The organism is Anaerotruncus rubiinfantis, from assembly GCF_900078395.1.
Taxonomy (GTDB): Bacteria; Bacillota; Clostridia; order Oscillospirales; family Ruminococcaceae; genus Anaerotruncus; species Anaerotruncus rubiinfantis.
Genome location: NZ_FKLA01000009.1, coordinates 2,238,817 through 2,265,313 on the forward strand (window position 1 = coordinate 2,238,817; position 26,497 = coordinate 2,265,313).

Annotated in this window: 26 protein-coding genes; 2 read left to right on the forward strand and 24 right to left on the reverse strand. The window is 55.6% G+C overall.

Annotated features, from left to right (window positions below):
- Positions 1-13 precede the first annotated feature (13 nt).
- The 5 genes from BN4275_RS16230 to BN4275_RS16250 all read right to left on the reverse strand — a co-directional run bounded on the left by BN4275_RS16230 (position 14) and on the right by BN4275_RS16250 (position 6,062).
- Complete coding sequence (locus BN4275_RS16230; protein WP_066460066.1) at positions 14-1,300, reverse strand: amidohydrolase; 1,287 nt, start codon at positions 1,298-1,300, stop codon at positions 14-16.
- Positions 1,301-1,457: 157 nt separating this feature from the next.
- Positions 1,458-2,849 (reverse strand): DUF4340 domain-containing protein, encoded by a 1,392-nt coding sequence (locus BN4275_RS16235; protein WP_066460067.1) that lies wholly within the window; start codon positions 2,847-2,849, stop codon positions 1,458-1,460.
- 18 nt (positions 2,850-2,867) lie between these two features.
- A complete protein-coding gene (locus BN4275_RS16240) occupies positions 2,868-4,301 on the reverse strand; it encodes a GldG family protein (protein WP_066460068.1) in 1,434 nt (477 codons plus the stop codon).
- Positions 4,302-4,317: 16 nt separating this feature from the next.
- Positions 4,318-5,022 (reverse strand): ABC transporter permease, encoded by a 705-nt coding sequence (locus BN4275_RS16245; protein WP_066460069.1) that lies wholly within the window; start codon positions 5,020-5,022, stop codon positions 4,318-4,320.
- Positions 5,019-6,062, reverse strand: a complete 1,044-nt coding sequence (locus BN4275_RS16250; protein ID WP_066460070.1) for an ABC transporter ATP-binding protein — start codon at positions 6,060-6,062, stop codon at positions 5,019-5,021. The genes BN4275_RS16245 and BN4275_RS16250 overlap by 4 nt, the downstream gene beginning before the upstream one ends.
- A gap of 282 nt (positions 6,063-6,344) precedes the next feature.
- Here BN4275_RS16250 and yaaA point away from each other — a divergent pair, with 282 nt between their 5' ends.
- On the forward strand, positions 6,345-7,088 hold the full coding sequence (gene yaaA, locus BN4275_RS16255; protein ID WP_066460071.1) for a peroxide stress protein YaaA: 744 nt from the start codon (positions 6,345-6,347) through the stop codon (positions 7,086-7,088).
- A 46-nt stretch (positions 7,089-7,134) separates the two neighbouring features.
- Here the strand turns inward: yaaA and BN4275_RS16260 are convergent, their stop codons facing one another.
- The 8 genes from BN4275_RS16260 to BN4275_RS16295 form a co-directional block, all read right to left on the reverse strand.
- Complete coding sequence (locus BN4275_RS16260) at positions 7,135-7,479, reverse strand: TIGR04076 family protein (protein WP_066460072.1); 345 nt, start codon at positions 7,477-7,479, stop codon at positions 7,135-7,137.
- 22 nt (positions 7,480-7,501) lie between these two features.
- Positions 7,502-8,635: a carboxynorspermidine decarboxylase gene (gene nspC, locus BN4275_RS16265; RefSeq protein ID WP_066460073.1), complete on the reverse strand. Its 1,134-nt coding sequence runs from the start codon at positions 8,633-8,635 to the stop codon at positions 7,502-7,504.
- Positions 8,635-9,837 carry a saccharopine dehydrogenase family protein gene (locus tag BN4275_RS16270; protein ID WP_066460074.1) on the reverse strand — a complete coding sequence of 401 codons (1,203 nt, stop codon included), beginning with the start codon at positions 9,835-9,837 and terminating at the stop codon, positions 8,635-8,637. Before BN4275_RS16270 ends, nspC begins: the two co-directional genes overlap by 1 nt.
- Positions 9,838-10,055: 218 nt before the next feature.
- Positions 10,056-10,901, reverse strand: a complete 846-nt coding sequence (gene speB / locus BN4275_RS16275; RefSeq protein ID WP_202615005.1) for an agmatinase — start codon at positions 10,899-10,901, stop codon at positions 10,056-10,058.
- Positions 10,894-11,745: a polyamine aminopropyltransferase gene (speE, locus tag BN4275_RS16280; RefSeq protein ID WP_066460076.1), complete on the reverse strand. Its 852-nt coding sequence runs from the start codon at positions 11,743-11,745 to the stop codon at positions 10,894-10,896. Before speE ends, speB begins: the two co-directional genes overlap by 8 nt.
- A gap of 1 nt (position 11,746) precedes the next feature.
- Positions 11,747-13,204: an aminotransferase class I/II-fold pyridoxal phosphate-dependent enzyme gene (locus tag BN4275_RS16285; RefSeq protein ID WP_066460077.1), complete on the reverse strand. Its 1,458-nt coding sequence runs from the start codon at positions 13,202-13,204 to the stop codon at positions 11,747-11,749.
- A gap of 254 nt (positions 13,205-13,458) precedes the next feature.
- Complete coding sequence (gene speD / locus BN4275_RS16290; RefSeq protein ID WP_066460078.1) at positions 13,459-14,220, reverse strand: adenosylmethionine decarboxylase; 762 nt, start codon at positions 14,218-14,220, stop codon at positions 13,459-13,461.
- Between the two features lie 595 nt (positions 14,221-14,815).
- On the reverse strand, positions 14,816-15,691 hold the full coding sequence (locus BN4275_RS16295) for a CLIPPER-2 domain-containing protein (RefSeq protein WP_066460079.1): 876 nt from the start codon (positions 15,689-15,691) through the stop codon (positions 14,816-14,818).
- Positions 15,692-15,996: 305 nt separating this feature from the next.
- On the opposite strand from BN4275_RS16295, the gene BN4275_RS16300 reads away from it, so the two are divergent.
- Complete coding sequence (locus BN4275_RS16300; protein ID WP_066460080.1) at positions 15,997-16,647, forward strand: bactofilin family protein; 651 nt, start codon at positions 15,997-15,999, stop codon at positions 16,645-16,647.
- A gap of 86 nt (positions 16,648-16,733) precedes the next feature.
- Here BN4275_RS16300 and ptsP read toward each other — a convergent pair whose 3' ends face one another.
- The 11 genes from ptsP to deoC (BN4275_RS16355) form a co-directional block, all read right to left on the reverse strand.
- On the reverse strand, positions 16,734-18,473 hold the full coding sequence (gene ptsP, locus BN4275_RS16305; RefSeq protein WP_066460081.1) for a phosphoenolpyruvate--protein phosphotransferase: 1,740 nt from the start codon (positions 18,471-18,473) through the stop codon (positions 16,734-16,736).
- An 18-nt stretch (positions 18,474-18,491) separates the two neighbouring features.
- Positions 18,492-18,755, reverse strand: coding sequence for an HPr family phosphocarrier protein (locus BN4275_RS16310; RefSeq protein WP_066460082.1), 264 nt, complete (start codon positions 18,753-18,755; stop codon positions 18,492-18,494).
- A 38-nt stretch (positions 18,756-18,793) separates the two neighbouring features.
- Positions 18,794-20,902, reverse strand: a complete 2,109-nt coding sequence (locus BN4275_RS16315; protein WP_066460083.1) for a BglG family transcription antiterminator — start codon at positions 20,900-20,902, stop codon at positions 18,794-18,796.
- Positions 20,903-20,911: 9 nt separating this feature from the next.
- Positions 20,912-21,553 (reverse strand): HAD family hydrolase, encoded by a 642-nt coding sequence (locus BN4275_RS16320; protein ID WP_066460084.1) that lies wholly within the window; start codon positions 21,551-21,553, stop codon positions 20,912-20,914.
- Positions 21,525-22,091, reverse strand: a complete 567-nt coding sequence (locus BN4275_RS16325) for a class I SAM-dependent methyltransferase (RefSeq protein WP_066460085.1) — start codon at positions 22,089-22,091, stop codon at positions 21,525-21,527. The genes BN4275_RS16320 and BN4275_RS16325 overlap by 29 nt, the downstream gene beginning before the upstream one ends.
- Positions 22,092-22,225: 134 nt before the next feature.
- A complete protein-coding gene (locus BN4275_RS16330) occupies positions 22,226-23,488 on the reverse strand; it encodes a PTS transporter subunit IIC (RefSeq protein WP_066460086.1) in 1,263 nt (420 codons plus the stop codon).
- A 65-nt stretch (positions 23,489-23,553) separates the two neighbouring features.
- Entirely contained in the window at positions 23,554-24,324 is a 771-nt protein-coding gene (locus tag BN4275_RS16335) for an SDR family NAD(P)-dependent oxidoreductase (protein ID WP_066460087.1), read from the reverse strand.
- Positions 24,325-24,356: 32 nt separating this feature from the next.
- Positions 24,357-24,653 (reverse strand): PTS sugar transporter subunit IIB, encoded by a 297-nt coding sequence (locus BN4275_RS16340; protein WP_079988328.1) that lies wholly within the window; start codon positions 24,651-24,653, stop codon positions 24,357-24,359.
- The gene (locus BN4275_RS16345) at positions 24,653-25,105 is read right to left on the reverse strand and encodes a PTS sugar transporter subunit IIA (RefSeq protein ID WP_066460088.1); all 453 of its coding nucleotides are present in this window, start codon (positions 25,103-25,105) and stop codon (positions 24,653-24,655) included. The genes BN4275_RS16340 and BN4275_RS16345 overlap by 1 nt, the downstream gene beginning before the upstream one ends.
- A 33-nt stretch (positions 25,106-25,138) precedes the next feature.
- A complete protein-coding gene (deoC, locus tag BN4275_RS16350) occupies positions 25,139-25,807 on the reverse strand; it encodes a deoxyribose-phosphate aldolase (protein ID WP_066460089.1) in 669 nt (222 codons plus the stop codon).
- Between the two features lie 20 nt (positions 25,808-25,827).
- Positions 25,828-26,493: a deoxyribose-phosphate aldolase gene (gene deoC / locus BN4275_RS16355; protein WP_066460090.1), complete on the reverse strand. Its 666-nt coding sequence runs from the start codon at positions 26,491-26,493 to the stop codon at positions 25,828-25,830.
- Between the last annotated feature and the right edge of the window lie 4 nt (positions 26,494-26,497).

Genomic DNA, 26,497 nt, shown 5'->3' on the forward strand with positions numbered 1-26,497 from the left:
CCGCCTCCACCTATTAAAGCTGCGCCAGGATTGCCGACGTGGACTGCTCCGCGTCACGGACCACCTTTTCATAATCGAGCGTCGTATATTCCCCATCCCGATAGAGCACCCTGCCGTCGACCATTGTGAGCGTCACATCGCTCCCCTGCCCGGCATACACAAGATTGCAGGCCAGATCATGGCGCGGATGCAGATAAGGCCTATCGGTGTCAATTACGATGAGATCGGCTTTGAAGCCCTCCTTCACAAGCCCGCAGTCCTCCCTGCCCTGGGAGCACGCGCCGCCGCGGGTGGCGGCATAGAGAGCCTGCGCGGGCGTGACGACGGTTGGATCGCCGGTCACGCCTTTATAGAGAATTCCAAAGAGTTTAACCTCCTCGAGCATGTTGAGGCTGTTGTTGCTGGCTGCCCCGTCGGTTCCGATGCCGACATTGATCCCTTTTTCAAGCAGCCGCGGCACCGGACAGAAGCCGCTCGCGAGCTTGAGGTTGCTGACCGGACAGTTTGCGACAGTCACACCCTTTTCTTTCAGAATATCAAAATCTTCCCCTTCGATCCAGACGCAGTGGGCCGCCGTGGCGGGAACGTCGAACAGTCCCAAGTCGTAAAAATACCGCGCCGGGGTCTTACCGTGCCGCTCTTTGCAGGCCTCCTGTTCCGCCTTCGTTTCTGAAAGATGTACATGCATCCGAGCGCCCAGGCCTTTTACCGCTTCAGCCATCTGGCCGACCACCTTTGGAGTGGAGGTGTATTCCGCATGGATACTCATATCGATTTTGATCCTGCCCTCCCCCGCGCCGTGATATTCCGCGTAAATCTCGCGCGCCTCCCGGTATTCGGGCAGATCCCAAAGATCGGTTTGATCAGAGCAGGTGGGGGCGATACTCAGGTTGATTTTGAGCCCGGCTTTCAAGAACGCTTCGCAGATCGCCTGTCCGCCGAAATACATATCGGTGGCCGAGGTCACGCCGAACCGCAGCATTTCCGCCGCCGCGAGCAGCGCCCCATGGTGGATCGCCTCGTCGGTGAGCTTTGATTCAAACGGGAACACCCGGGTGTTCAGCCAGTCGGCAAGCGCCAGGTTTTCGGCGTAACCGCGCAGCAGTGTCATCGGGGAGTGGCTGTGCGCATTGACAAAGCCCGGCATCAGCAGTTTATGGTTCCCATCATAGCATTCTCCAAAATTCTCCTGAGGACGCTTTGTTCCGATGTAGGCGATCCTTCCATCCCGGATTCCGACATACCTGTCCCTCTGATAACACATATTTTCATCAAGCAGATCGATCTTACAAAACAACATCGATGCCGAACCTCCTTTTTTCTCACAGCAATAGCATAGCAGCAGGCACGAAACGCCTGCAAAAAAGCGGGACGCAAACTACACCCGCCGTTTGCCATGCGCATATTATAGCATGGAATGGAAAAAAAAGCACGCGGACATGTCCGCGTGCTTTTGCTTATTCCGCCAGGGCCGCCTGACACTTTTCAAGCAGGTCGGTCGCCTGCCTTTCCTCTGTGATGTAACTGCATTCGCCGTTCAGAATCATATAAAGGTCTCCGCTGCCGGTCGGCACAAGTTCCAGCAGATCTGAACCTCGCGACTGGTCGGCATAGGCGATTGTGATGGTCACCGCGGGGTCAAGCGTCGGGTCAATTTCTGCCTTCGGCAGTTTCGGCGGCAGCATGAGCACCTGCCGCACCAGTTCTCCAACCTTTTCCGGGGCGGCCGTTTTTCCGTTGATCGAAACAGCGCCGTGCCCGTTGAGCACCGTATAGGTCTCTCCGCTCTGAATCTGCATCTGCCGGACCGCCGCGGTTTCAGTCGGCGGGAAGATGCTCTTTCGGGCCAGTTCGACCGTCATCGTGAGCCATGGGATGCTCGACTCGGAAACCGTGTAAACCACCGCACCGCCTTCCACCATGGCATAGCAGGCGCCGTCCGCCGTTTTTGAAGCGATCAGCCGGGTCGTCTTTCCATCGGAGGTTTTCAGCTCCAGCGCGGCCTGCGGTTCGATGAGGCCAAACCCGGAAAGCCGCCCTTCATCCGGACGGATCGCCGCCACTGCCTGCCCCGCAAGGCCAAATACGCCCTTTGCCCAGGAGTCCACATTTGCGGCTGGAAGGACTTCCTCCGCTGGAGAGGTCATCAGCCAGGTGGCTTCCGGTTTTTCCTCCGCTTCCTCGCCGCTGCCGGAGGTATCCGACGGTGCGGAGATGAGCGGCGCGGGCTGGTAGGTAAATGAAAGCGGCGATTCTCTGTTTGCCGGGTTGGTCAGCGTGACCGATTCAATCTGTATATCCTGTGTCAGCGTCGGGACAATCACTGTCGAGACAAGATCGGCCGCGCCGGTTTCAAAGGCGGACAGGCTGTCCGGCTCCATGAGGTAAAGTTTACCGTCAACCTCAGCATATTTGCCGAGGCCAGCGGGCGCGTCGCCGCCGACTTTAAGCACCACCGTTTTATCGGCCAGTACAATCTTCGCCTCTGCCGCGGCCGGGTCGAGCCCAAAATCCGCCAGATTCCCTGTTTCAGCGGAGATTTCCTGTTTTGCGGTAATCGCGGCGCACTGGCCGAGAAGCGTGTCGATCGGGGCCTGCGCAAGCGTGATCCCATCGAGCCCCTCGACCTGCATCGTGTCTCCGCTGCGAGTGATGGCCAGCTGGCCTTTGGCATTGCGCAGTGTAACCGACTGAATATCCGCAGGCTGCGCCGCAAGCAACGTGACCTGCGGGTTGCTGGAAGCTGCCTCAGCTTCCTCATCGCCGTGCTGGAGCGCAAAGAAGAGCGCGCCGCCCAGACCGGCCAGAACAACCAGGCATATCACCAAAATTGTAACCTGTTTTTTCATTTGCGTCACCAGCTTTCCTTATCTGCGTCTTCTGCGCAGCCAGATAGAGATGCCGACAATCAATACGGCCAGTGGCAGCACGATCATCAGAAGCGCAGCGTAGATGAGGATCTCAGCCTGAGTGATCACAATGTTTCCGCCGCCCAGCACCTTCGGCGCGATCGAAATGACATTTTCGCGTTCGGTAAGGGTGTTCACAGCCGAAAGCAGATAATCCGCGTTTGAAAGCGATCCGCTTTGGAGCAGGGAATTTGTCAACACCAGTTCGGTGCCGAAAACCAGCAGATTGGATTTGGCGGCGTCCTTGGTGTAGGTGGACATCACCGCAACCGGAATCGGCTGCCCGCTGGTTGTGATCTCATCCATCGACTGCGCATCGACCGGGGCAATACCCGCTGACTGCGCATAGGAAAGCAGCGTCTTTGTCTTGTAGCCCATCGACTCGGAGAAAAGAAGCTCCATCGGACGGGAGAATGGCACGGTCATCGGGATCTTGGTATTCGACATCATCCCGGTGAGGGTGGTATCGGTGAAGTCCGCGATTCCAAAAAACGGGTTCTGGCTGATGACACGGTTGGGGTTTGTCTCAATGACCGAGCCGTCCCCAACCTTGATTCCCCATTTGGCAAGCCAGGCTTCCAGGTTCGGAAGCGACCCCTGACGGGTGGAGGCAAAATAGAGGAAATTCTTCCCGTACGCGCCGCCGTTTTCCATGAACGCGTCAAGCTTTTTGGCTTCCTCCTCCATGATGTCGCGGGAAGGCGCGACCATCATCAGGATCGCCGCGTCGGACGGCAGCTCGTCGGTCAGAAGCGACGCTGAGGAAACGTCGTAGCCGTTCTTCGCCAGCAGTTCCTGGAACGCGCCGCTGTCCGACTCCTCATGTCCGGAAAGGATCACTGCTTTGACCTTTTCGTCGCTCGCCACATTCATGATTGCGCTGGTCATCGCCTGTTCGGCGTTCGAGGAAGTGATACTGCCTCCGTACCAGTTCTGTTCGACATTGAAAATGTCGTTGGCGGTGAGCTTCTGGATGTTGTCTCCGCACTGCACGAGGATATCGTTCACCTGCAGCCCCAGATCCGGATACTGCGCCGCATAGGTCGGATTGGCAAGGATATCAACATATTTAATATGGATATTCTTGGAATACTGCGCGTACTGCTTGAGCACCGCCAAAGCCTGCACATAGTATTCACCGCTGTTTCCAAAATTGCTTTCAGAGTTCATCACGGTCACGTCGATGGTTTTATCCAGGCCGCCCAGATAATCGACCGATTCCTGAGAAAGCTGGAAAACCTTGCTGGAGGTCAAATCGAGTTTTACCGGGTATTTTTCGGTCGCAACAATCGCAACCACATTGATCAGGATCAGGCATGCCACAACAATCAGCGTAATTGCGGAGGAAAGGATCCCCGTCTTCTTTTGAATCGTCAAAGGTTTCTTACTCATTTTTCATTCCCTCCCATCAGCTCCAGCGGCGTTTTTCCAAAACGCGCACTGTCAGGAAACAGAACAACACCGCGATCGAAAGGAAGAACAGGATATCCGCGATATTGAGAATACCGGATGTGAAGTCCTTATAGTGGACATAGAAGGACAGGGAATCGAAAATCTTCTGCGCGGCGGGGTTCCCTGTCATCTGGCCGATCGAATCGATCATCATAAAGAGCATGCCGGTTCCCATGCCGCCGACCGCCGCGATGATCTGGCTTTCGGTCAGGGAAGAGATGAACATCCCGAGCGCGCACAGCGCCATGCCGAGCAGCAGCATACCGATGAAATGCCCGAAAAATACCGGGTAATCGACCGGGCCCTTGGTCCCCACGATGACAAGGTAGATGAGCGTCACCGCCTGCGCGGCCAGGAACATGGTCACCGAGGCCAGGTATTTTCCCAGCACGATAGAAGTCAGACTCACTGGCGCGGTGAGCAGCGCCTGATCGGTCTTATAGCGTTTTTCCTCGCTGAACATGCGCATGGTGAGCAGCGGGGTGATAAAGATCACAAAGGTGAACAACGCCGAAAACATGTAGCTGAAATCGGCCGACGCGCCGTATAGGTGGTAGCCAAAGAAATAATAGCCGGCGATTGCATAGAAGATCGCCAGAAAAACAAAACCGATCGGTGTGATCAGATAAGAACGCAGCTCGCGCTTATAAATCGCAGTCATTTTGTTTTTGCTCCTTCCTGAGTCTCATCGGTTTCGGCGGCAGGGGATTCCTGCGCTTTTGCCGCTTGCGGCGCATCCTGTGCCTTCGCCGCTTCCGGCTCCGCCGGGACATAGCCTTCCTTGGTCAACTTCAGGAAAGCGTCCTCAAGGGTGACATGCTTGTAGCTCAGTTCCATCAGCGGGATTTTGTGTTCCGCCATCAGGAAGAACACTTCCTTGCGGACATCTTCCCCGCCCGCGTCTACAAAGTAGTGATGTACGCCCGGCTCGGTCACTTCCCCCGCCTCCACCGCTGAAACCTGCGGGATGGATTTGAGAAGCTTCTTGATTTCACCCGGTTCGCCCGGCGCCTGAAGGATCAGCCGGTGATCCTTCGCCTGTGCCGCAGTGAGGTTGTCCGGCGTATCGTCAGCCACGATTTTACCCTTGTTTATGATAATGATGCGTCCGCAGACCGCCTGGATTTCCGGCAGGATGTGCGAAGAAAGAATGACGGTGCGGGTTTTCGCAAGTTTTGTGATCAGGTTTCGGATCTCGATGATCTGTTTCGGGTCGAGCCCGACGGTGGGCTCGTCCAAGATCAGAATGGGCGGATTGCCAATGAGCGCGCAGCCAAGACCCACACGCTGGCGGTAACCTTTGGAAAGATTTTTGACAAGGCGGTCCTTCACATCCGAGATCTTCACAAGGTCGCAGATTTCATTCAAATGCCGGTCACGGTCAAGTTTGACCCGTTTGAGCTCATAGGCAAAACGCAGGCTTTCCCAGACGGTCATATCCTGATAAAGCGGTGGGATTTCCGGCAGGTAGCCGATCCTTTCCTTCACCTTGACGGGGTTTTGCATCACGTCGTACCCATCCACCGTGACAGTACCGTCGGTGGCGGAAAGATAGCCGGTGATGATGTTCATCGTGGTGGATTTGCCGGCGCCGTTGGTGCCGAGAAATCCAACGATCTCCCCTTGGTTCACCTTGAAGCTGATATTGTCTACTGCTGTTTTGTTTCCATAACATTTCGTGATACCGGAAACCTCAAGCATGTTTTTTCCTCCTTCTTGATTGGCATAGATTTCGCATGCAGGAAACGCCTTTTCAATTTCGCATGATTCCTATACGATTTTATAACAGCAGATCGTCTAATTCTTAAAGAGACCGTGAACATTTTGCAATATATTTTTGATGGCTGCCATAAAACCCATAAAAACGGACACTTTTTATATTCTAGCTGATTTTTGACAAAATTACAAACATTTCTTTCATTTGCGGCACAGAAAAATCCGTGGTATGATATTCTAAAACATTCCGGCAAAGGAGCGTTCTTCATGATCGCCATCATTTCCCCCGCCAAAAATATGCGCGCATCCGCCCTTCCCGGACTCGTTCCGGACCGGCCTGGCCGCCTTGCCCAGACAAAACGGCTGGCCGGGATTTTAAAGGAGCTTTCCCCCTGGCAGCTTGAAAGCCTGATGAAAATAAATCCGGAGCTGGCGCTCGGGGCCTTTGACGCCTTCCAAGCGTTCGATCCCGCCAAACCCGGTTTTCCGGCGCTGCTCTCCTATGACGGACTGCAGTATAAAAATTTGCAGGCGGAAGATTTTTCACCTGCAGATTTCTCCTTCGCGGACGAACACCTGCGGATCGTCAGCGCCTTTTATGGGCTGCTGCGCCCTTCCGACGGCATCCAGCCTTACCGCCTCGAATTGCAGTGCAGGTTAAAGGTCGATGGAAAAAACCTCTATGCTTTCTGGGGCGATGCGCTTTACCGGGAGCTGTTCGCCGCGGGAAACCCGGTCGTCAATCTCGCCTCGGCGGAATATGCGAAGGTGATCCGCTCCCATCTCACCCCCGCGGACCCGTTCATCACTGTAAACTTCCTGGTTCGTAAGCGTCAAAAGTTAACCTGCCTGCCGACCTTTGCAAAGATGGCCCGCGGACGCATGGCGCGGATGATCGTGAAGGAACGGCTGACGAAACCGCAGCAGCTCCGCAGCTTTCACTGGGACGGGTTTTCCTTCGCGGAAAACCTCTCGGACGATTTTACATACACCTTTGTGCGTGAAGCATAAAAGCAGTCCGCGAATTCGCGGACTGCTTTTTTCTGCCATTTCCTTATTACTGGATGGGCTCATAGTCGATTTCGGAAACGGTATCAGTCACTTCCAGCTTCATAATGACCGGCCGCAGCCCGTCGTTGCAGCTGCAGATGGCCACGCCTGGCTTGCGGATCCAATCCCCATAATAGAAAAGGCCGTCCCCCGCGCCGTGTGCCAGCGCGAACACATACTGGTAGACCGCCTTCCACGCCTCGTCGCAGAAGCCCTCCGGCTTCGCATAGTCCGCGTAAAAGACCTGTCCCGCTTTCATCATCGGGCAGGCGCCAAGGCCTTCGGCGCCGTATTCCTGCGCGAGCTCCTTGTCGAGCGTGGTCTTTAAGATTGTGATCTTTACTTTTTTCATTTCTTTGGCCCTCCCTCCGCTCTTATGAAAGGCGCGTCCGGAAATCCTCATAGCCGAATTTCTTCTGGAGTTCCAGCCGTCCGTCCGTCCGCCGCACCGCAATGGCCGGCAGGCGCATGCCGTTAAAGGTGTTGTTCTTGACCATCGAATAGATCGCCATGTCCCCGAACACAAGCCGGTCGCCCACCGCGAGCGGCCGGTCGAACGAATAGTCCCCGATCACGTCGCCCGCAAGGCAGGTCGGCCCGCCCAGCCGGCAGGTGTACGGTTTCTCCCCGGCCTCGCCCGCGCCGAACAGCGGCGGGCGGTAGGGCATCTCGATCACATCCGGCATGTGGCAGGCCGCCGAAGCGTCCAGGATTGCGATGTCAATCCCATTGTGGAGGACGTCCTGCACCTCGGTGACGAGGAATCCCGCGTTCAGCGCGACCGCCTCGCCCGGTTCGAGGTAGACCGTGAGGCCGTATTTTTCCCGCATGCGTTCGATGCAGGCGCAGAGCCGGTCAAGGCCGTAGCCCGGCCGGGTGATGTGGTGCCCGCCACCAAAGTTGATCCACTGCATGCCCGGCAGAAATTCCCCGAACTGCCGTTCGACCGCGTCGAGCGTCGCTTCGAGTGCGTCGGAATCCTGCTCGCAGAGGGTGTGGAAGTGAAGCCCCGAAATCCCATCGAGCAGGTCGGGGCAAAAGTTTTCCCGCGTCACGCCGAGCCGCGAACCGGGCGAACAGGGGTCGTAGATCGCGTGGTCCTGGGTGGAGCATTCCGGATTCACCCGGATGCCGCATTTTCGCCCGGCCGCGAGCGCCTTTTGCCGGAAGCGTCCCCACTGGGAGAAGGAATTGAACACCACATGGTCGCAGAGCGAGAGAATCTCATCAAATTCCGCTTCCTTGTAGGCGGGCGAAAAGATGTGGGTCTCCCCGCCCATCTCGTCGTGGCCAAGCTTCGCCTCATAAAGGCCGCTTGCCGCAGTGCCCGCGAGATACCGCCCGACGAGCGGGTAGAGCGCGAACATCGAGAAGGCCTTCTGCGCAAGCAGGATCCTGCATCCGGTGCGGTCGGAAACCGACTTTAGGATCTCCAGATTTTTTAAAATCAGCGCCTCGTCCACCACATAACACGGGGTGGGAAGCGCGCCGAAATCCTGCCGCGCCATCAGTCTACCAGATCCGGTGAGAAGCTCTCCTGCCACGGCAGGCCCCACCGATTGAGCGCGTCCATGAACGGGTCGGGATCGAACTGTTCAATGTTGAAGACGCCCGGGCCTTTCCATGCGCCGCTCATCAGCATCGCGGCGCCGATCATCGCGGGCACGCCGGTCGTGTAGGAAATTGCCTGCGAACCAACTTCGCGGTAGCATTCCTGATGGTCGCATACATTATATAAATAGTAGGTCTTGTCCTTGCCGTCCTTTTTGCCGCGGAAGATGCAGCCGATGTTCGTCTTGCCGACCGTGCGCGGGCCAAGCGAAGCCGGGTCGGGCAGCACCGCTTTGAGGAACTGGAGCGGCACAATCTGCTTGCCCTCGAATTCGATCGGCTCAATCGAGGTCATCCCGACGTTTTCGAGACATTTGAGATGGGTCAGGTAGCTCTGTCCAAAGGTCATGAAGAAACGGATGCGTTTAATGCCCTTGATGTTCAGTGCGAGGGATTCGAGTTCCTCATGGTGCAGCAGGTACATGTCCTTGGGGCCAATCTCCGGGAAATCGTAGACCCGTTTGATCTGCATCGGTTCGGTTTCGACCCAGCGGCCGTCCTCCCAGTAGCTGCCGTTGGCAGAGACCTCGCGGATGTTGATTTCGGGGTTGAAGTTGGTGGCGAACGGATAGCCGTGGTCCCCCCCGTTGCAGTCCAGGATATCGATGTAGTTGATCTCGTCGAAGTGATGCTTCATCGCGTAGGCGGAGAACACGCCGGTCACGCCGGGATCGAAGCCGCTGCCGAGCAGCGCGGTGATTCCGGCCTCCTTGAACTTTTCCTGATAAGCCCACTGCCATTTGTATTCAAATTTCGCGGTGTCGAGCGGCTCGTAGTTGGCGGTGTCCATGTAGTTCACCTTGCAGGCAAGGCAGGCGTCCATGATCGTCAGGTCCTGATACGGCAGGGCGAGGTTCATAACGATATCCGGCTTCTCACGTTCGATGAGCGCGACAAGTTCGTCCACCTTGTCCGCGTCGACCTGCGCGGTGGTGATCTTCGTTTTGGTGGCGCCTTCGAGTTTTTCCTTGAGCGCGTCGCACTTCGACTTGGTGCGCGACGCGATGCAGATTTCGGTGAACACTTCCGAATTCTGGCAACATTTATGGATGGCGACGCCCGCGACGCCGCCGCAGCCGATAATCAATGCTTTTCCCATTTGTAATTCCTCCTGTATTTTAATTGTTGTGCGGTATAGCAGCCCTTCTTTCTTTTTCACTTGCAAAAAGAAAGAAGCAAAGTAAAATGCGCTGGAAAGTGCGCTGCGGCGCAAGCCTTGGGGCTCTGCCCCAAACCCCGCGAACTTTTGAAAAAGTTCGATCAAAACTTTTTCACAAAACAGCGAAGCAGAACCGGCGTTTTTTGCGGCGCTTTCTTTCAGGAAAGCGCCAACAGCAGCTCCCGCAGGACTTTACATGCGGTCGCGGTCGAGATGCCGCTCGGGTCGTAAGGCGGCGACAGTTCGTTTATGTCGCAGGCGACAATATTGAGGCCGCTCACCTGCCGGATCGCGTCCAAGAGCTGCAAAAAGCTCACGCCGCCCGCCTCCGGCGTCCCGGTGCCCGGGAACGCCGACGGGTCGAGCACATCGAGGTCGAGGGTGAAGTAGACCGGCCGCCCCGCCAGCATCCGCACGACCTGATCGAGCCCGTCGAAGGTAAACTTCTGGGTGGAGACATGTTCTTTGCCCCATAAAAATTCGCTATGGTCGCCCGAACGGATGCCAAACTGAAAAATCCTGCCGTCGCCCACAAGCTCCCATGTCCGGCGCAGCACCGTCGCATGCGATAGCTTCGCGCCGAGGTAGTCGTCCCGCAGGTCGGCGTGCGCGTCGAAATGGACGACGTGCAGGTCCGGATAACGCTTCACGGCGGCCCGCGCCGCGCCGAGCGTCACAAGGTGCTCTCCGCCGATCATCACCGGGCACTTCCCGTCCGAAAGGATGCTGTCCGCAAACCGTTCGATATCGCCGAGCGCGAGATGCGTGTCCCCGAAGCAGAGCTCCAGGTCCCCCGCGTCAAAGATGGCGGCATCGGCCAGATCCCTGTCCTGATAGGGGCTGTAGGTCTCAAGCCCGTAGCTTTCCGCGCGCATCGTGCGGCTCGCAAAGCGGGCGCCCGGCCGGTAGGAGGTCGTCGAATCGAACGGCGCGCCGAAAATCACGAGCTTTGCATCCACATATTCACTGTCGCAGCCGAGAAAGGTTTCGACATTTTTACTCAACATCCCGCAGCATCTCCTCCACATAGTTTGGCAGCGCGAACGACCCAACGTGCAGCTGCGTGTTATAATAACGGGTTTTCAGCCCGAGCGCATTCCATTTGACCGGGTTGAAGTCCCGGGTCGGGTGGTATTTCTTGGAAGCGAATCCGAAAAGCCAGTGCCCGGACGGATAGGTCGGAATATGCGCCTGATAGACCCGGCTGATCGGGAACGACTCGACGATCCGCTTGTGGGCGCGCTGCATCGCGATCGCGTCCTCGTCATAGAACGGGCTTTCGTGCTGGTTGACCATGATGCCGTCCTCTTTGAGAGCCTTATAGCAATTTCCGTAAAATTCCTTTGTGAAAAGGCCCTCTCCCGGTCCGAACGGATCGGTCGAATCGACAATGATAACGTCGTATTCGTTCTCACAGCGGCGGATGAATTTGAGCCCGTCCTGATAGTAAATGTTGACCCGTTCATCCGAAAGGCGGCAAGCGGTCTGCGGCAAATGCTGCTTGCAGACCTCCACTACCAGCTCGTCGATCTCTACAAGGTCGATCTGCTCGACGGTCGAATAGCGCGTGAGCTCACGCACCACCCCGCCGTCTCCCGCACCGATGACAAGAATCCGTTTTGCGTTCGGATGCACAGCCATCGGCACATGGGTAATCATCTCGTGATAGATGAACTCATCCTTTTCGGTGAGCATCATATAGCCGTCGAGCGTCAAAAAGCGCCCGAACTCCTTCGAATCGAACACATCGATCCGTTGGAATTCGCTCTGCCCGCAATAGAGCTGCCGGTCAACCTTAATCGAAAACTGCGCGTTCGGGGTATGCCGTTCAGTAAACCATAGCTGCAATTTACTGCACCTCCTTTGTCACATTGAGATACGCGATATCCATGTCCTCCGGGCCGGTCAGCGAACAGCCCTTCTCCTTGGCATACGCGATATAATCAAGTATTTCCCCGGTAATCCGCTCGCCAGGCGCCAGGATCGGGATGCCCGGCGGATAGCACATGACAAATTCCGAACAGATACGCCCAGCGCTTTTTCCAATCGGAAGCGGTTCTTTCTCGGCGTAAAACGCCTTCTGCGGCGGGATCGCCACCTGGGGATTGATATACTCATGCCGCAGCATGCCCGTCTTATCCCGTTTGTAGCGGCGGCGGATTTCGGAGAGCGCGCTCACCAGCCGTTCAAGGTCGCGCTGACGGTCCCCAACTGAAAGATACGCGAGGATATTGCCGATGTCACCGAACTCAACCTGAATGTCATATTCATCCCGCAGGATGTCGTAGACCTCGATCCCGGCGAGCCCCACCTCAAAGGTGTTGACCGAAAGCTTGGTCACGTCAAAATCGCAGACCGTGTCGCCGTTGCAGAGCTCCCGCGAATAGGCGTAGTAATCGCCGATCTGGTTGATCTCCTCCCTGGCGTACTGCGCCATGCCGATCACCCGTTCGAAGATCTCCTTCCCATTTACCGCAAGGTTCTTGCGGGAGATGTCGAGACTCGAAAGCAGCAGATAAGAGCCGCTGGTCGTCTGGGTGAGATTGATGACCTGCCGCACATAGCCGTCGTTCACCGCCGGGCCGCAGAGCAGAAACGAGCTCTGGGTGAGCGAGCCGCCGGACTTGTGCATACTGACCGACGCCATGTCCGCGCCGGCCGCCATCGCGGCGACGGGAAGGCCCTCGCCAAAATAGAAGTGGGTGCCGTGCGCCTCGTCCGCAAGCACGAGCATCCCATGCGCATGGGCGATCCGTACAATCTCCGTCAGATTTGAACAAATGCCGTAATAGGTGGGGTTGTTGACCAACACCGCCTTGGCGTCCGGATTCTCGCGGATCGCCTGCTCGACATCCGAAAGCCGCATGCCGAGCGCGATGCCGAGCCGCTGGTTCATCTGGGGATTCACATAGACCGGCGTCGCACCGCCAAGAATAAGAGCATTTATCACACTGCGGTGGACGTTGCGCGGCAGGATGATCTTGTCGCCCTTCTTGCAGGCCGAAAGCACCATGCTCTGCACCGCCGAAGTCGTGCCGCCCACCATAAAAAAAGCATGCGCTGCGCCGAATGCGTCGGCGGCGAGTTCCTCCGCCTCCCGGATAACCGACACCGGATGGCAGAGGTTGTCGAGCGGCTTCATCGAATTCACATCCACCGTCATACACTTTTCCCCAAGAAAATCGGTCAGTTCACGGCTGCCCTTGCCGCGCTTGTGGCCCGGTACATCGAACGGAACCACACGCATTCGTTTAAAGCGTTCGAGCGCCTCATAAATCGGCGCGCGATCCTGATTAAGCTTTTCCATCTCGCTCTCCTTTCCAGCCCGCGGCCGTCAAAAGGGCTCGCGGTAAATCCGCTCCGGCGCTCAGCGCCGGGCAGCGCGTCACAAAATTTGCGCGCAGCGCTCCTTGCCCCAGATCCGCCCGCACTGCGGGCGGGCCATCGAAGATGGCTCCCTCGAAGATGGCTCCCTGCGGAGGATCCAAAGGGGGCGTGCCGCCCCCTTTGAACGCGCGTCGCCGCAAAGCGGCGCTCCGGCGCTCAGCGCCGGGCAGCGCGTCAGTAGACGTTGCTGCCCGAGAAGATTTCGATCATCTCCTGGCGCAGGCTGTTTGTGATCTGCAGGCGGGTGCGCGGCGGAAGCTCGTACACATCGGTGTTGAAGAGGTAGTTCTGCAAATCCACCTCTTTGATCAGCATTTTGGTGTGAAAAATATTCGACTGGTAGACGTTGATATCGATCGCGTCGTATTTTTGCAAGGTACGGTCGTCGATGTAGTCCTGGATCGAGGTGATCTTATGGTCGATAAAGAGCTTTTTGCCCTGTAAGTCGCGGGTGAAGCCCCGAATGCGGTAATCCATTGTGATGATGTCGCTGTCAAACGAACCGATCAGGTAATCGAGGGTCGAAAGCGGTGTGATCTCCCCACAGGTTGCCACGTCGATGTCCACCCGAAAGGTGGCAAGGCAGGTGTCCGGGTGATATTCCGGATAGGTATGTACTGTGACATGGCTTTTATCGAGATGCGCGACCACCGTTTCACCACCCACCGGATGCATACTTTCCTCTGCAATAAGGAAGGTCACGCTCGCGCCCTGCGGGTCATAATCCTGCTTTGAGACATTGAGCACATGCGCTCCGATCATTTCTGTAACATTATAGAGGATTTTCGTCAGCCTTTCGGAATTGTACTGCTCATCGATATAGGCGATGTAATCCCGCTGCTCGCGTTCGCTTTTCGCATAGCAGACATCATAAATATTGAAGCTCAGCGATTTTGTCAGATTATTAAAACCATACAGTTTCAGCTTATTTTCCATGCGCGGTCAACCCCTTCTGATCCTTATCCTTTCATATTCCAAAAAACACAACAAAAAAACGCAACCGGAACCGGCGGCAAACCGCCGCGCATCCACTTGCGTTTCATTCTACATCTGTCCCCGCGGCTGCGTTTTGATTCCGCGGAGCTTTCCATATGGAGATTGTAGAGGTCGAGTTCAGAGTCTATATAGCAAGAAATTTACTTTTACTACTCTTATTGATCGTTTCACAAGTGTGATGTGCATGCGGCACACGGTTTTAAGTAACCAACTTATAAAATCGGGCGAAACCGCCCCGTCAATAAGGCAACGAAAGTTGCCGATTCGGCATTTGACCCGGCTGTCCGTATGGCCTTGATTTCCCATTTGGCTGGGAAATGGTCAAAAAAAGATCTTTGCTATCTGGCAGGCTCTGCTCAGCCTTGTATTTTACAGATTGATATAGATTATAGCGGATAAATCGAGAAAATGCAAGCAAAATTTTTGTAAATCCCGGAAAATAAGCGAATTTCGCTTCTGCTGTCTGTATTTGCAGATTTCTGAAAAAAGCGAAGCGGTAAAACCGCTTCGCTTTTTACAGGAGGGATCGGAAAAATCACAGGGCTGTAACGGTTCCCACGATGGTGACGGTCACAACGCCCGGCACGCCGCCGACAGCCGCCGGCACCGTGATCTGTGTTCCGGTCGTATTCGGCAGGGTAATCGTGTTGGTGGTCGGATCAACTGTGTATTCGGTAGACGGATAGACCGTGGTCGTACCGCCGCTGGTGACCGATACCGATGTGATGGCAAATCCGGCCGGCAGCGTATCCGTCAGTACAACGCCGGTGGCCGCCTGGTTCCCGGTATTGGTCAGCGTGAAGGTATAGGTCAGCGTTTCGCCGGACGATACAACCTGCTTATCAGCCGATTTGATGATTGAGACATCCGCATACGCCTCGCGCAGCAGCGTGGCGCTGACTGGTCCAGCCGTAACCTGCTGGCCGCTGGCGGAACCACCGTTCGCAGAGACGGTCGCAGTATTGGTGATCTGTCCGTAGTCGGCCGCCAAATCATCCCGTACGGCGGCAATGTACAAAATCAGCGCGGTGTCCCCCGCCTCAAGCGGAACCGGCAGGGTGAAAGTCAAGCGGCCCGCGCCGATGGTCGGGGTAAGCGGCGTGAGGGCCCCGTTCACGTACAGACGCGCCGAGGAAAGCAGATATACCAGCGGATCGGGCGCAACGGTCCCGCCAAGGTTGTCGATTACAGTGACGTTGAAAAGATCCCCCCGGCCATTGTTTTTCAGGCGGATGACATAGGTGATATTTTCACCTGGGCGATAGGTATTGCTGAGGACACTTTTGTCCGCAAGCAGGCTGTATTCATCCAGCAGGGTTGTGGTGGTTGTATTCGAATTTGCGACTTCGGGCGAAACCGCGCCATCATAGCTGTACGAAATACGGGCCTGGTTTTGCAAAGATGTAGGCATGTGAACACTCCTTTATTACGAATTGAGCAGCTGCAAAAATACCCAATAACAATATATGCGCAGGAAATCCGCCTGTTACAAAGGGCCGCAGCTTACCGGTGCTGATTTTCTGTCACATCCCAGTCTCACATTTCCAAATTTGATGAAATCTTGAGATTTCCACCGGCCCAAACATGCTATAATGATTGTAAATATGGTGTATTTCTTCTTTTTTTTGGAGAATTCGCCAATATTCGCGGTAAAGTGTCCGCGCCGGAGGCCACCGCAGCAATCAATCTGAAAACGATCACTGGAGGAAATTCACCATGAACAAGAAAAACCATTTTTCTCAGGCTGTCAAAGACCTCCTGGAAGGAAAAAACGAGGAGCCTATCATCGGCAATGCCCAGCCAGAAAAAGCCGCGATCGAAAAAAAAGCAGAGCCGCACCCAACCGTTCCCCCTGTCGTTCCACAGGAGCCAGCGGTTCCTGCCAAAAGGCCAGTTTCTGCGGCCCCCTTGTCCGCCGGACCGACCATCATCGCGCAGGGGACAACGATCATCGGCGATATCAAGGCTTCCGGCGATGTCGAGATGCTTGGCAGTCTGCGGGGAAACCTTGAAGGCAGCGGCGTGCTCAAACTATGCGGAAAAATTGCCGGCAATATCAAGGGCAAGCAGATTGAACTGTGCAATTCCGCTCTGCAGGGGGATATTACCGCAACCGCCGACGTGATCATTGACAGCGGATCGGTTGTCGTGGGCAACATCACCGCAAACAGCGTTGTGCTGGGCGGGCGGGTCAAAGGCAACCTCATTGCAAACACCACCGTCGCGTTCAGCGAAAATGCGCTGCTGATCGGAAATGTGCAGGCATCCCAGCTCTCGGTCAGCAATGGCGCCAAACTGGAAGGCGAAATCAATATCAGGCGTGAAAAAGAAGATGAACGCGCATTTGACCAGGATCTCATCATCTGAAACGAAAAACCATAGATAGAAAACCCCGGCGGGCCATATGGCCCGCCGGGGTTTTCTATCTACTGCAGCGCAGAGGAGGCAGCGCTTTACAGCAAAAGCAGATGGTCCAATTTCATCTTGGTGAGCTCTTCGGTGAGGAACGCTTTCATTTCGCTTCCTGTATCGCAGCACATCGCCCGGTGCAGCATCCGCTGCGCGGTGCTGCTGTCGATGGCGGAAAGCATTTTTTTCACCTTTGGCACCGCCACCGGGCTCACGCTCACTTCGTCGATCCCCATTCCGAGCAGCAGCGGCGTCAGCAGCAGATTGCCGCCCATTTCGCCGCACATACCGACCGGTTTCCCTTCCCGCGCCCCGCTCTGAATCGTATGGTAGATCAGCCGCAGCACGCCGGGATTGTATTCGTCATAAAGCGCGGAAACCGTCTGGTTGGTACGGTCCACCGCGAGGGTATACTGGATCAGGTCATTCGTCCCGATCGAGAAGAAATCCACCTCGCGCGCAAAGATATCCGCGCAGACAGCGGTCGTCGGGATTTCAACCATGATGCCGACCTTGATCTCCCTATCAAACGGCACCCCTTCGCGCCGCAATTCCGCCTTGGCCCTTTTCAGCACCCGGTTGGCGGCATGCAGCTCTTCGATCGAGGAGATCATCGGGTACATGATGCGTATGTTTCCGTAGGCCGAGGCCCGCAGAATCGCGCGCAGCTGGGTCTTGAAAAGATCCTTGTTCTTTAAGCAGATTCGGATCGCCCGGTATCCCAGAAACGGATTGTTTTCCTTATTTAAATGGAGGTATTCGATTTCCTTGTCGCCGCCGGCATCGAGCGTGCGGATAATGAGCGGCCTGGTACCGAGCGCTTCGGCCGCGGCCTTATAAGTTTCGAACTGTATTTCCTCTGAAGGCGGGACATCCTCCTGCATGAACATGAATTCAGTGCGGAAAAGCCCCGCGCCTTCGGCGCCGTTTTTCACCGCCTGAGCCGCGTCCTTCGCGCTTCCGATGTTCGCGCAGACCTCCATCCGTCTCCCATCAAGCGAGCGTCCCTCCACGGTGGCGTACCGCCCCAGATCCTGACGCAATTCCCGCAGGCTTTCAATGCGCCTTCTCACCTTGTCAAGCTCTTCCGGTTCCGGGTTGCAGTCCACCGTGCCCATCGTGCCGTTGACGACAAGCATCGATACGTTCCGGCAGGACTTCATCGCATCCCTGACCCCGAACACCGCCGGGACGCCGAGATTGCGCGCCAGGATTGCCGTGTGGGAAGTCACGCCCCCCTGTTCGCAAACAATCCCGCGCAGGAAACGTTTGTCCGCCGAGATGAGCTGGGAGGGTTCCAGATCCCGCGCAATCAGGATCACATCCTCCTCCAGACGGGTCAGGTCGGCCGGTTCGACATCGAGGATGCGTTTCAAAAGGCTTGTACTCACATCCTTGATGTCCATGATCCGTTCCCGGATATATTCGTCGTCCACCTCGCCCAGTTCCAACGCGATCGCGTCGACGTTCTGACTGAGCGCGTAGGCGCAGTTAAACCGTTCGTTTTCGATAATCGAGACCGTCTCATCGATGAGACTGGGATCGTCGAGCAGCGAAACATGCACGCCCATGATTTTGCGCTCATCCTCCGAGAGCTCCCGCTCCGGGTCTGACAGGAAATCGTTCATCTTCTGCCGCAGGCGCTCGACGGCACTATAAAATTTTTCCTTTTCTGCTTCGATCGCGTCCTTTGGAACCCGGCTGCGGCGGATGCGCAGCTCCTGCTCTTTCACCAGGAACGGTTTCGCCGCCGCAAGGCCCGGAGATGCACAGATACCTTTCATACAAGGGGCCCCCTTCGCTTACTCGTTAAAGTTCGCCGCCACCAGCGCTTCGATTGCTTCACAGGCCTGCTGTTCATCTTCGCCGGAAAAGGCCACATCGATTGTGCTTCCCTGTTTGATGCCCAGCGCCATGATGCTGATCGTGCTCTTTGCATTCTTGGTTTTGCCTTTGAAGGTGATCTCCACAGAGGATTTGAAACTCTGCGCAATCTTGGAAAAATCGGTGGCAGGACGGGCATGCAGCCCGCTCGGATTGGTGACCTTAAACTGCCTGGTAATCATAAAACATCAAACCTTTCATCTAATTCGTTTTCTGGATCTCAGAGCAGTCCCAGAAGCTCATATGGATTTTCCGCGCGGCGGATTGCCTGTTTCTTTTCCGGCTGGTTGAGGATCTCGATCAGTTCTTCCAGCACCTTGATATGCGAAGTGTTGTTGTTTGAGAGCAGCACGATCACCAAGTCGACCGGATCGTTTTCCGCATTGTGGAACCGCACCGGTTTTTCCAGGGTGATCAGGCTCATACAGGGTCCTTCCAGCTCCGGCACCAACAGGTGCGGCATGGCCACCCCCTGGTCGATGACGATGTAGCCCCCCAGCTTCTTTTTGAGCTGGATCATGCGGTCGATGTGCTCCTGGGTGATGAGCCCTGCGCGCCGCAGAAGGTCGCCCCCGATCTGGATCGCTTCATAGCAGTTTCTCGCCGGGACGCCGGTGCGCACCAGGTCGGCAGTGAGCAGGGTGCCCAGGGTCGGGCTGCGTTTACGGCTCAGGTCCTGCATTTCGGTTTCAATATCCCTGGTAAGCTCGATCGAGAGCTTGATCTTTTCCTCTGGAGAGAGCTTCAGGGAACGGGACGCGATATTGATGGTCGCGCCGATATATTTATTCATATCCACATTCTGCATACGCAGCATGAATACATTCATCAGTTTATTGATGTCTTCCAGCTTCAGAAGCGGGTTGACTGTGACGCACTGGTAATGCGTGCTTTCCAGCGGAAGGGTCGAAATAATCAGGTCACAGTCGAGCGGCGACGCTGCGTTCACAAACTCGTTATAGGAAATCGTGCGCACCACGTTTACATTGGAAAAAAGCGCTTTGAGGCGGTTTTCGAGGATTTTGGAGGTCGCGATCGTATTGCCGCAGACAATGATGACGTCCTTTTTCATCTCCTCCGACTTGGTATTCTTATGGATACAGGCGATGATGTGCATCGCGATGTAAACCGCTTCCCGGTCGCAGACGCTGTCGCTCACGGGGCCCATCTTGTTCTGCATGACCTCCTGGAGTTTCTCCCGCACAACCGCGCAGACATCCGGGAAGGCCGCCTCGATTTCATTGAGCACAGGATTGTTCTCCGCCGGTACGTTGAGGATCAAACGGTAGGACATGACGCTCAGGTGGGTCGCCAGTTCCAGAATCGTGTTTTCATCCGCTTCAAATTCAAGATCCAGTCCGGTCTTTACCGCTTCGATCAGCTCTTTGGAAATCAGCACATTGTCCACGTTGACATTCGGAGAGGCTCCGAACTTGCGCAGCGACATCCACTCGACATTGATCTGCAGCATCTCGTTTTCATCGAGTTCCAGCCCGGTGTGCATTTTAATGAAGCAGCGGATACGCTTATAGTCGATGCCGGATTTTCCATAGATCATCCGGCGCTCCTGCGGGGTAAACTGAAGGGAAAAGCCCTGCCGCACCCGCACGAAATTGATCAGCAGATAGAGGAACATGGCGCAGAAACCATTGTCCGAAATGCTGACCCCGTCGCTCTCCTGCAGCTGAGCGATGATCTTAAGAATTTCCTCCCGCCAAAGGGAGACCGCCTCGCTGAAAGCATCCATCCGGTAATGGTTGAATGCCGCCTGCGCCTGCATAAAATGCGCGCCGATCAGCTCCTGCTGGCGGGTTCCTGTGTCGAGCACCTCCCGCAGCAGCATCACACAGCCACGGCGGATATTGCGTTCACTGTCCTGCATCAGGATGCCCATATGCGGTTTTGAGACCATGCGGATTCCATAATCGTCCATCCATTTTTTGACCTTCTGGATGTCGTTGGAAATGGTTGCGCCGCTGACCTGCAGCTTTTCGGCAATGGCCGTGATGCTGGTTTTGGTTTCGCCGGTCAGCAGCATCCCAATGATCACCCGCACCCGTTCCTGCGAGGACATGATATAGTTGTTTGCATTGCCTGTTTTCAGGCGCATGCGGACCATGCCGTCCGCGTCGCCCAGGAAAACCCCGACGCTCGGCACCCGGGTGATTGGCGCGTGCCCGAACCCGGCAAGCCATTCGTCGATGATTTCCAGATCATTACGTACGGTACGCGCGCTGACCGAACGGTCCCGCGCCAGTTCAGCGATGGTTATCGGTTTTTCCGAATCGATCAGCTGTTCAATTGTTTCGATGCAGCGTTTGTAGAGCATGGTCTTCCCCTAATCCATCAGAGTGAGCAGTTGTGCAAAGGATTCAATTACATAATCCGGTTTTACCGGCGAATTTTCCAGTTTTCCAATCCCATAGGCGGCAAAGCAGGTTTTGATCCCCGCGCTGTGTCCCGCCATCAGGTCGGCTTCGCTGTCCCCCACCATCATCGCTTCCCCGGGCGGGCAGCCAGTGCGCCTAAGCATCTGCAAAATCGCATCCGGCTTTGGTTTGAGGACCGTGTTGCCGTCATCCGCGCAGATAAAGTCGAGGAGGGCATCAGCACGGATCAGCTCCATTTGTTTTTGTGCGACAGAGATCATCTTGTTGGAATAGACCCCCAAGGTTTTCCCTCGTTTTTGCAGGACTTCCAGCGTTTCCAAAACGCCTTCATACGGCGGGGCCCAACAGTTGTCATGGTACTCCTGTGTAAACTCCGAAAGCAACCGGGCGATCACCGCGGGATCTTCTGTGGCGGCCGCATGGGAAATAAAATGCTCGCCGCCGTGGTTGATATAGGTTGCAACGTCCCGCGCGGCTACCTGGGGCAGCCCGTTGCGCGCGAGGATGACGTTGACTGAAGCCGTGGCCCCGCAGAGGGAATCCACAAGCGTCCCGTCCACGTCAAAAATCAGCAGGTTTATTTTGTCCATCGTCTGGTTCCCCTTTGCATGGCAGTTGATAGCCTGTTTCGATCACGCTGTCCGCATCGGAAAGGTAACGCCGGGTGCGGTAGAGCCGGATGAGATTTTGTTCCCCTCCCCATTCTTCCAGAAGCCTGAGCGCGCCGGCCGCGCTTTCCTTCAGCCCAAACAGGAGAATCCCGCCCGGCCTGAGATATTCCAAGAGCTTTTCCAGCTCTTTTTCCGGCTGCGCAAGGTGTGCGAGGACCTGGAACAGGCAGATCACATCGTATCCGCCGCGCATGAGGCCTTTGGAGCTTGATAAAAACTCCAGGTTTTCATTTCGGAAGGTTTCCCGCGCAAAGCGGACCCGGTGCCGGTCGATGTCGTAGCCGGTCACACGACGGCAGTGCTGAGAGATCAAAAAGCTCCCCCATCCATATCCGCATCCAAAATCCAGCACCACCCTGTCAGCGTAATAGGGTTTCGCGAGCAGATAGGACGAAAACATCGGGCCGAGGAACCCATCCCTTTGGATGGTGTCCAAATATGCCTGCGCGTCTTGCATTGGGGCCTCCCGAATCATCATTTTTGAGTTTGCAGGCCATGTATCCTGATTGTTTTGAGGATACATGGCCTGCGGGTCACATTTAGAATAGGAAAAGGGACAACATGATAGTTATGATAACACGTTTTTAACGGTTATGCAAAGAGGGATGCAACTTTCGCAACGACGAATCCAACGGTGTTGAAGTCCATCGCTTCGTACGCGCCGCCGGTCGCCATCAGATGGCCGGTGAGCGGGAAGGTGATCGCAACTGCAAACTGAAGCAGGAAACCGGTGATGAAGGAGCTGAGCACGCAGTTTTTCAGTCCGCCATGCGCATTCGCGTAGACGCCGACCAGCGCACCTTCAAAGAAGTTGATCTGGACGCCCGGGACAACCACAGGCGAGAAGCCGGTGAATGCCATGATCAGGGTCGCGACAATCGAACCGAGCAGGCTGAAGATAAAGCCGACCATGACCGCGGTGCCCGCATACGGGAAAACGGTCGGATAGTCGAGGCCGAGTTTAGCATTCGGCAGGATCTTTTCAGCAACGCCCGAGAACGCCGGGATCAGTTCCGCCAGCATCATACGCACGCCATAGAGGATGACCGCGATGCCGCCGCCAAAGGTCAGGGACTGCAGGATCACATAGAGGACCCACGGAACGCCGGCCGCCAGACCGCGGACAACATCCGCGCCCGCGACGAAAGTGAAGATAAAGTTCATGACCATCATGGCCATGCAGCAGGCAATGATGCTGTCTTTCATCCAGTTGAGGGAAGCCGGGAAGCTGAGCTCTTCGGTGGATTTTCCGCCCTTTTTGAAGAGCCGTCCGCATTCGCCCGCAATCACGAGCGAGATTGCGCTCGGAACGAAGTTGCAGTGCTCGGTGGTGACCGGTTTCAGGTAATGGGCCGAAATAGTGGTTGCAATCCAGAAGTAGATACCGGAAATGATACCGCCCGCGATGATAACCGTCATGGTCGGGAAGCCCATGCTGCACAGGACGCTCGCCATAAAGCCGGTCCAGAACAGCTGCAGGTGCACGGTCAATGCAAGGTTTTTCCAGGGGGTGAACTTCGCAAGCAGGATGTTTACGACGAAACCGATGATGAAGATCAGCGCCGCTTCGGTGCCGAACTTGGCCATCGATTCGGAATATACCACCCAGTAAAGCGGCAGGACGCCGTCAACGCCCAGACCCTTCTGAACCAGTTCTGTCAGAAGGGTGATCGGCGGGCCAATGATGCCGGTACCTGCACTCAGGATCAGGTAACCCATCATGGTCTTTACCGTGCCCATCACGACGTCACCGAAGCCCTTCTTCAAGAACAGAAGGCCAATACAGGCGATGAGGCCAAGCATTACGGTCGGGTTTCCGAGAACATTGGTGATAAAATTGATTGCAAAATTCATGGGGACCCTCCTTTTCACACAACTCTTTCCGGTTTATAGGCTTCTTATGTATTTTCAGGAAGCGATCAGAGCTTCCATGCCGCCGTTGGGGTCTGTGTCGCCCAGATTCCGCCATCCAGGCCAATGGTCTGTCCGGTGATATAGCTCGCCTGCTTCGAGCAGAAGAAGCTGACCAGATCAAACGCGTCGTCGGTCTCTCCGAACCGCCGCAGCGGGATCTGGCAGAGTTTCGACTCGGCGCGGTTTTTGATAACGTCCTCCGCCATCGGGGTGTTCAGCACACCCGGCGCATAGCAGTTGACCCGGATGCCGTAAGGCGCAAGCTCCGCGGCCCAGACCCTGGTCAGCAGGATCATTCCGGCTTTTGCAGCTCCATAGGCGCCGGAACCGGTGTTCGGGAAGGTGGCGAGGATCGATGCGACATTGATGATGTTCGCATCGCGGTTTTTCATGTACGGGATCGCGGCGCGGGTGCAGTACATCGGGCCCATAAGGTTGACATTGACCATGAGCTGCAGATGCGCGTCGGTGGCGGTCTCGATCATGCCCTTGTGGAGCACGCCGGCATTGTTGATAAGCACATCGATTTTTCCAAAGCGTTTGCCGATGTCGTCAATTGCCTTGGTGACCTGTTCGCTGTTGCTGATGTCGACCGTATAGGTCACAAAGCGCTCGCGGTCAGGATTGACTTCCTCGACGACCTTGGCCAGGGTTTCCCCGTTGAGGTCGAGAAGACAGGCAATCGCACCTTCCTCATAGAAGCGGGTAGCGAGCTTCCTGCCCGCTCCCTGCCCCGCGCCGGTGACTATGACAACTTTATCTTTGAAACTGTCCATTTCGCAAGAACCTTTCTATAGAAGACTTGGTATTACTCCGGAAGCAGGCCGTTCGCCTTTCCGTAGGCTTCCAGTTTGTCACGGATCTCCTGCTTGTTGACGAAGCTGTTCAGCTCAATCACGGGCTTGTCGATGCCCTGCATCAGGTAGGCCAGCTCATGGCCGATGAGGACCAGGTCTGCGGTGCGCGCGGCGCCTTTGCCGGTGGTGATGTCGCTGACTTCAAGCTTAGCTTCGATACCCAGTTCTTTCAGCGCTTTTTCCGCGTTCATCTTCAGGATGACGCTGCTGCCCATACCGCAGCCGCAAATCGTTACCACATGCAACATTATTCTTCAACCTCCACATTATTAAATATTTCTGCGATCTCTTCTTCATTGTCGCAGGCGGCCATCTTTTGCAGCATACTTTCATCCTCGAAAATGGTTGCAATCGCCTGCAGGATATCCAGATGGAGACTGTCGTTGGTCCCGGCCAATCCGATGAGCATATGAACCGGGTCGTTTGACTCGTTTCCAAACTCCACCGGATTGGCCAAAGTCATAATACTGATACCGCTTTTGAGCACCCCGTTGGTGCTTTTCGCGTGAGGCATTGCCAGCCCTGGGGCAACCACGATATACGGGCCCAGCGTCTTTACCGTCTGGATCATTGCGTCCACATATTCATGTTTGACGTAACCATTCTGCTCTAAGATGGAACCGGTTTTTATCACCGCATCCTGCCAGTCCCGTACCGGAACTTTCAGTTTGATATCTCTAACATTCACTAAGTTCTTCATGGCTGTACCCCTTGTCTGGTTTCGTTCTAACGCTTAGAGTCCGTCAACGATTTCCTTTCCTGCGCTTGCGCCAATTCTGGTGGCGCCGGCTTCGATCATCGCCAGTGTGTCCGCCGTGGTGCGGATGCCGCCCGCCGCTTTCAGCCCGGTGGTCGGCTTGATCGATTTGCGGATCAGCTTCACATCGTCAACCGAAGTGGAACGCGGCAGCATCGCGGAAAATCCGGTGGAGGTCTTTACAATATCCACGCCATGTTTCTCTGCCAGCTCGCAGGCTTTCACGATCTGCGCTTCGGTGAGCAGCGGGGTTTCGATAATGAGCTTCACGATCGCGCCGGCATCGTGGCTTGCCTTGACAACGCCTTCGAGCTCTTCGTCCACGATATCATAGCGTTCGCTCTTCAGCGCGGAGACGTTCATCACAAGGTCGATCTCCTCGGCGCCAAGACGCAGGGCGTCTTTGCACTCCGCGATCTTTACCGACGGAGCGTCGAATCCGAGCGGGAAGCTGATGACGGTGCAGACCTTGGTGTCAGAGCCTTTGAGGACTTTTGCCGCTGTCGGGATCATATTCGGCAGGATGCAGACGCTTGCAAAATGGTTGGCTTTTGCATCCTCGCAGAACGCGGTCACAAATTCTTCGCTATTGCCGGGTTTGAGGGTGGTCTGATCGATATACCGGGCTAACTCTGCTTTATTCATCTGAAACTCCTCCTTTATTCTTAAGCGTTGAAGCTGTCAACAATTTTGAAGGGCGAGCTGGTTGCAATGCGGGCCGCGCCGGCTTCGATCATTGCGATCGCGTCTTCCTTGGTGCGCACGCCGCCCGAAACCATAACTTTGATGTCGTCTCCGAAGTTGTCCTTGATCAGTTTGACCTGCTCGATGGTGGTCACATAGCCGTAGCCGGTGTTGGTCTTGAGGAACGGGATGCCGAGCTCGATGGCGATTTCGGCGGCGTGTTTCTGCTCATCTTCGGTCAGCAGGGTCGCGCCGTAGATCATCTTCATGATTCTGCCTTCCATCAGGTCGACAAATGGTTTCAGGTCCTCTTTGACGTAGTCGAACCGGCCGGATTTGAAGGCGCTGATGTCCATCGAAACATCCAGTTCATCCGCACCATCCGCAAGCGCCTGCTTGGCCTGCGCGAGCTTTGCCTCGTGGGTCATGCCGTAAAGCGGGTAGGAGATGACGCTGACGAGCTGTTTGCCCGCCGCATGCAGGATATCCGCATTGTACTTGATAAAGAATGGTTCTGTCAGGGTGGTTGCAAAGTTATAATCGAGGGTCTTCTTTACAAATTCCGACACCTGGTCAAGTGTTGGGGCCGGAGTTGCACCCAGGGAAGCGTCAATGATTCTTTCCACATCGTTTCTGGTCACATTCATGCCG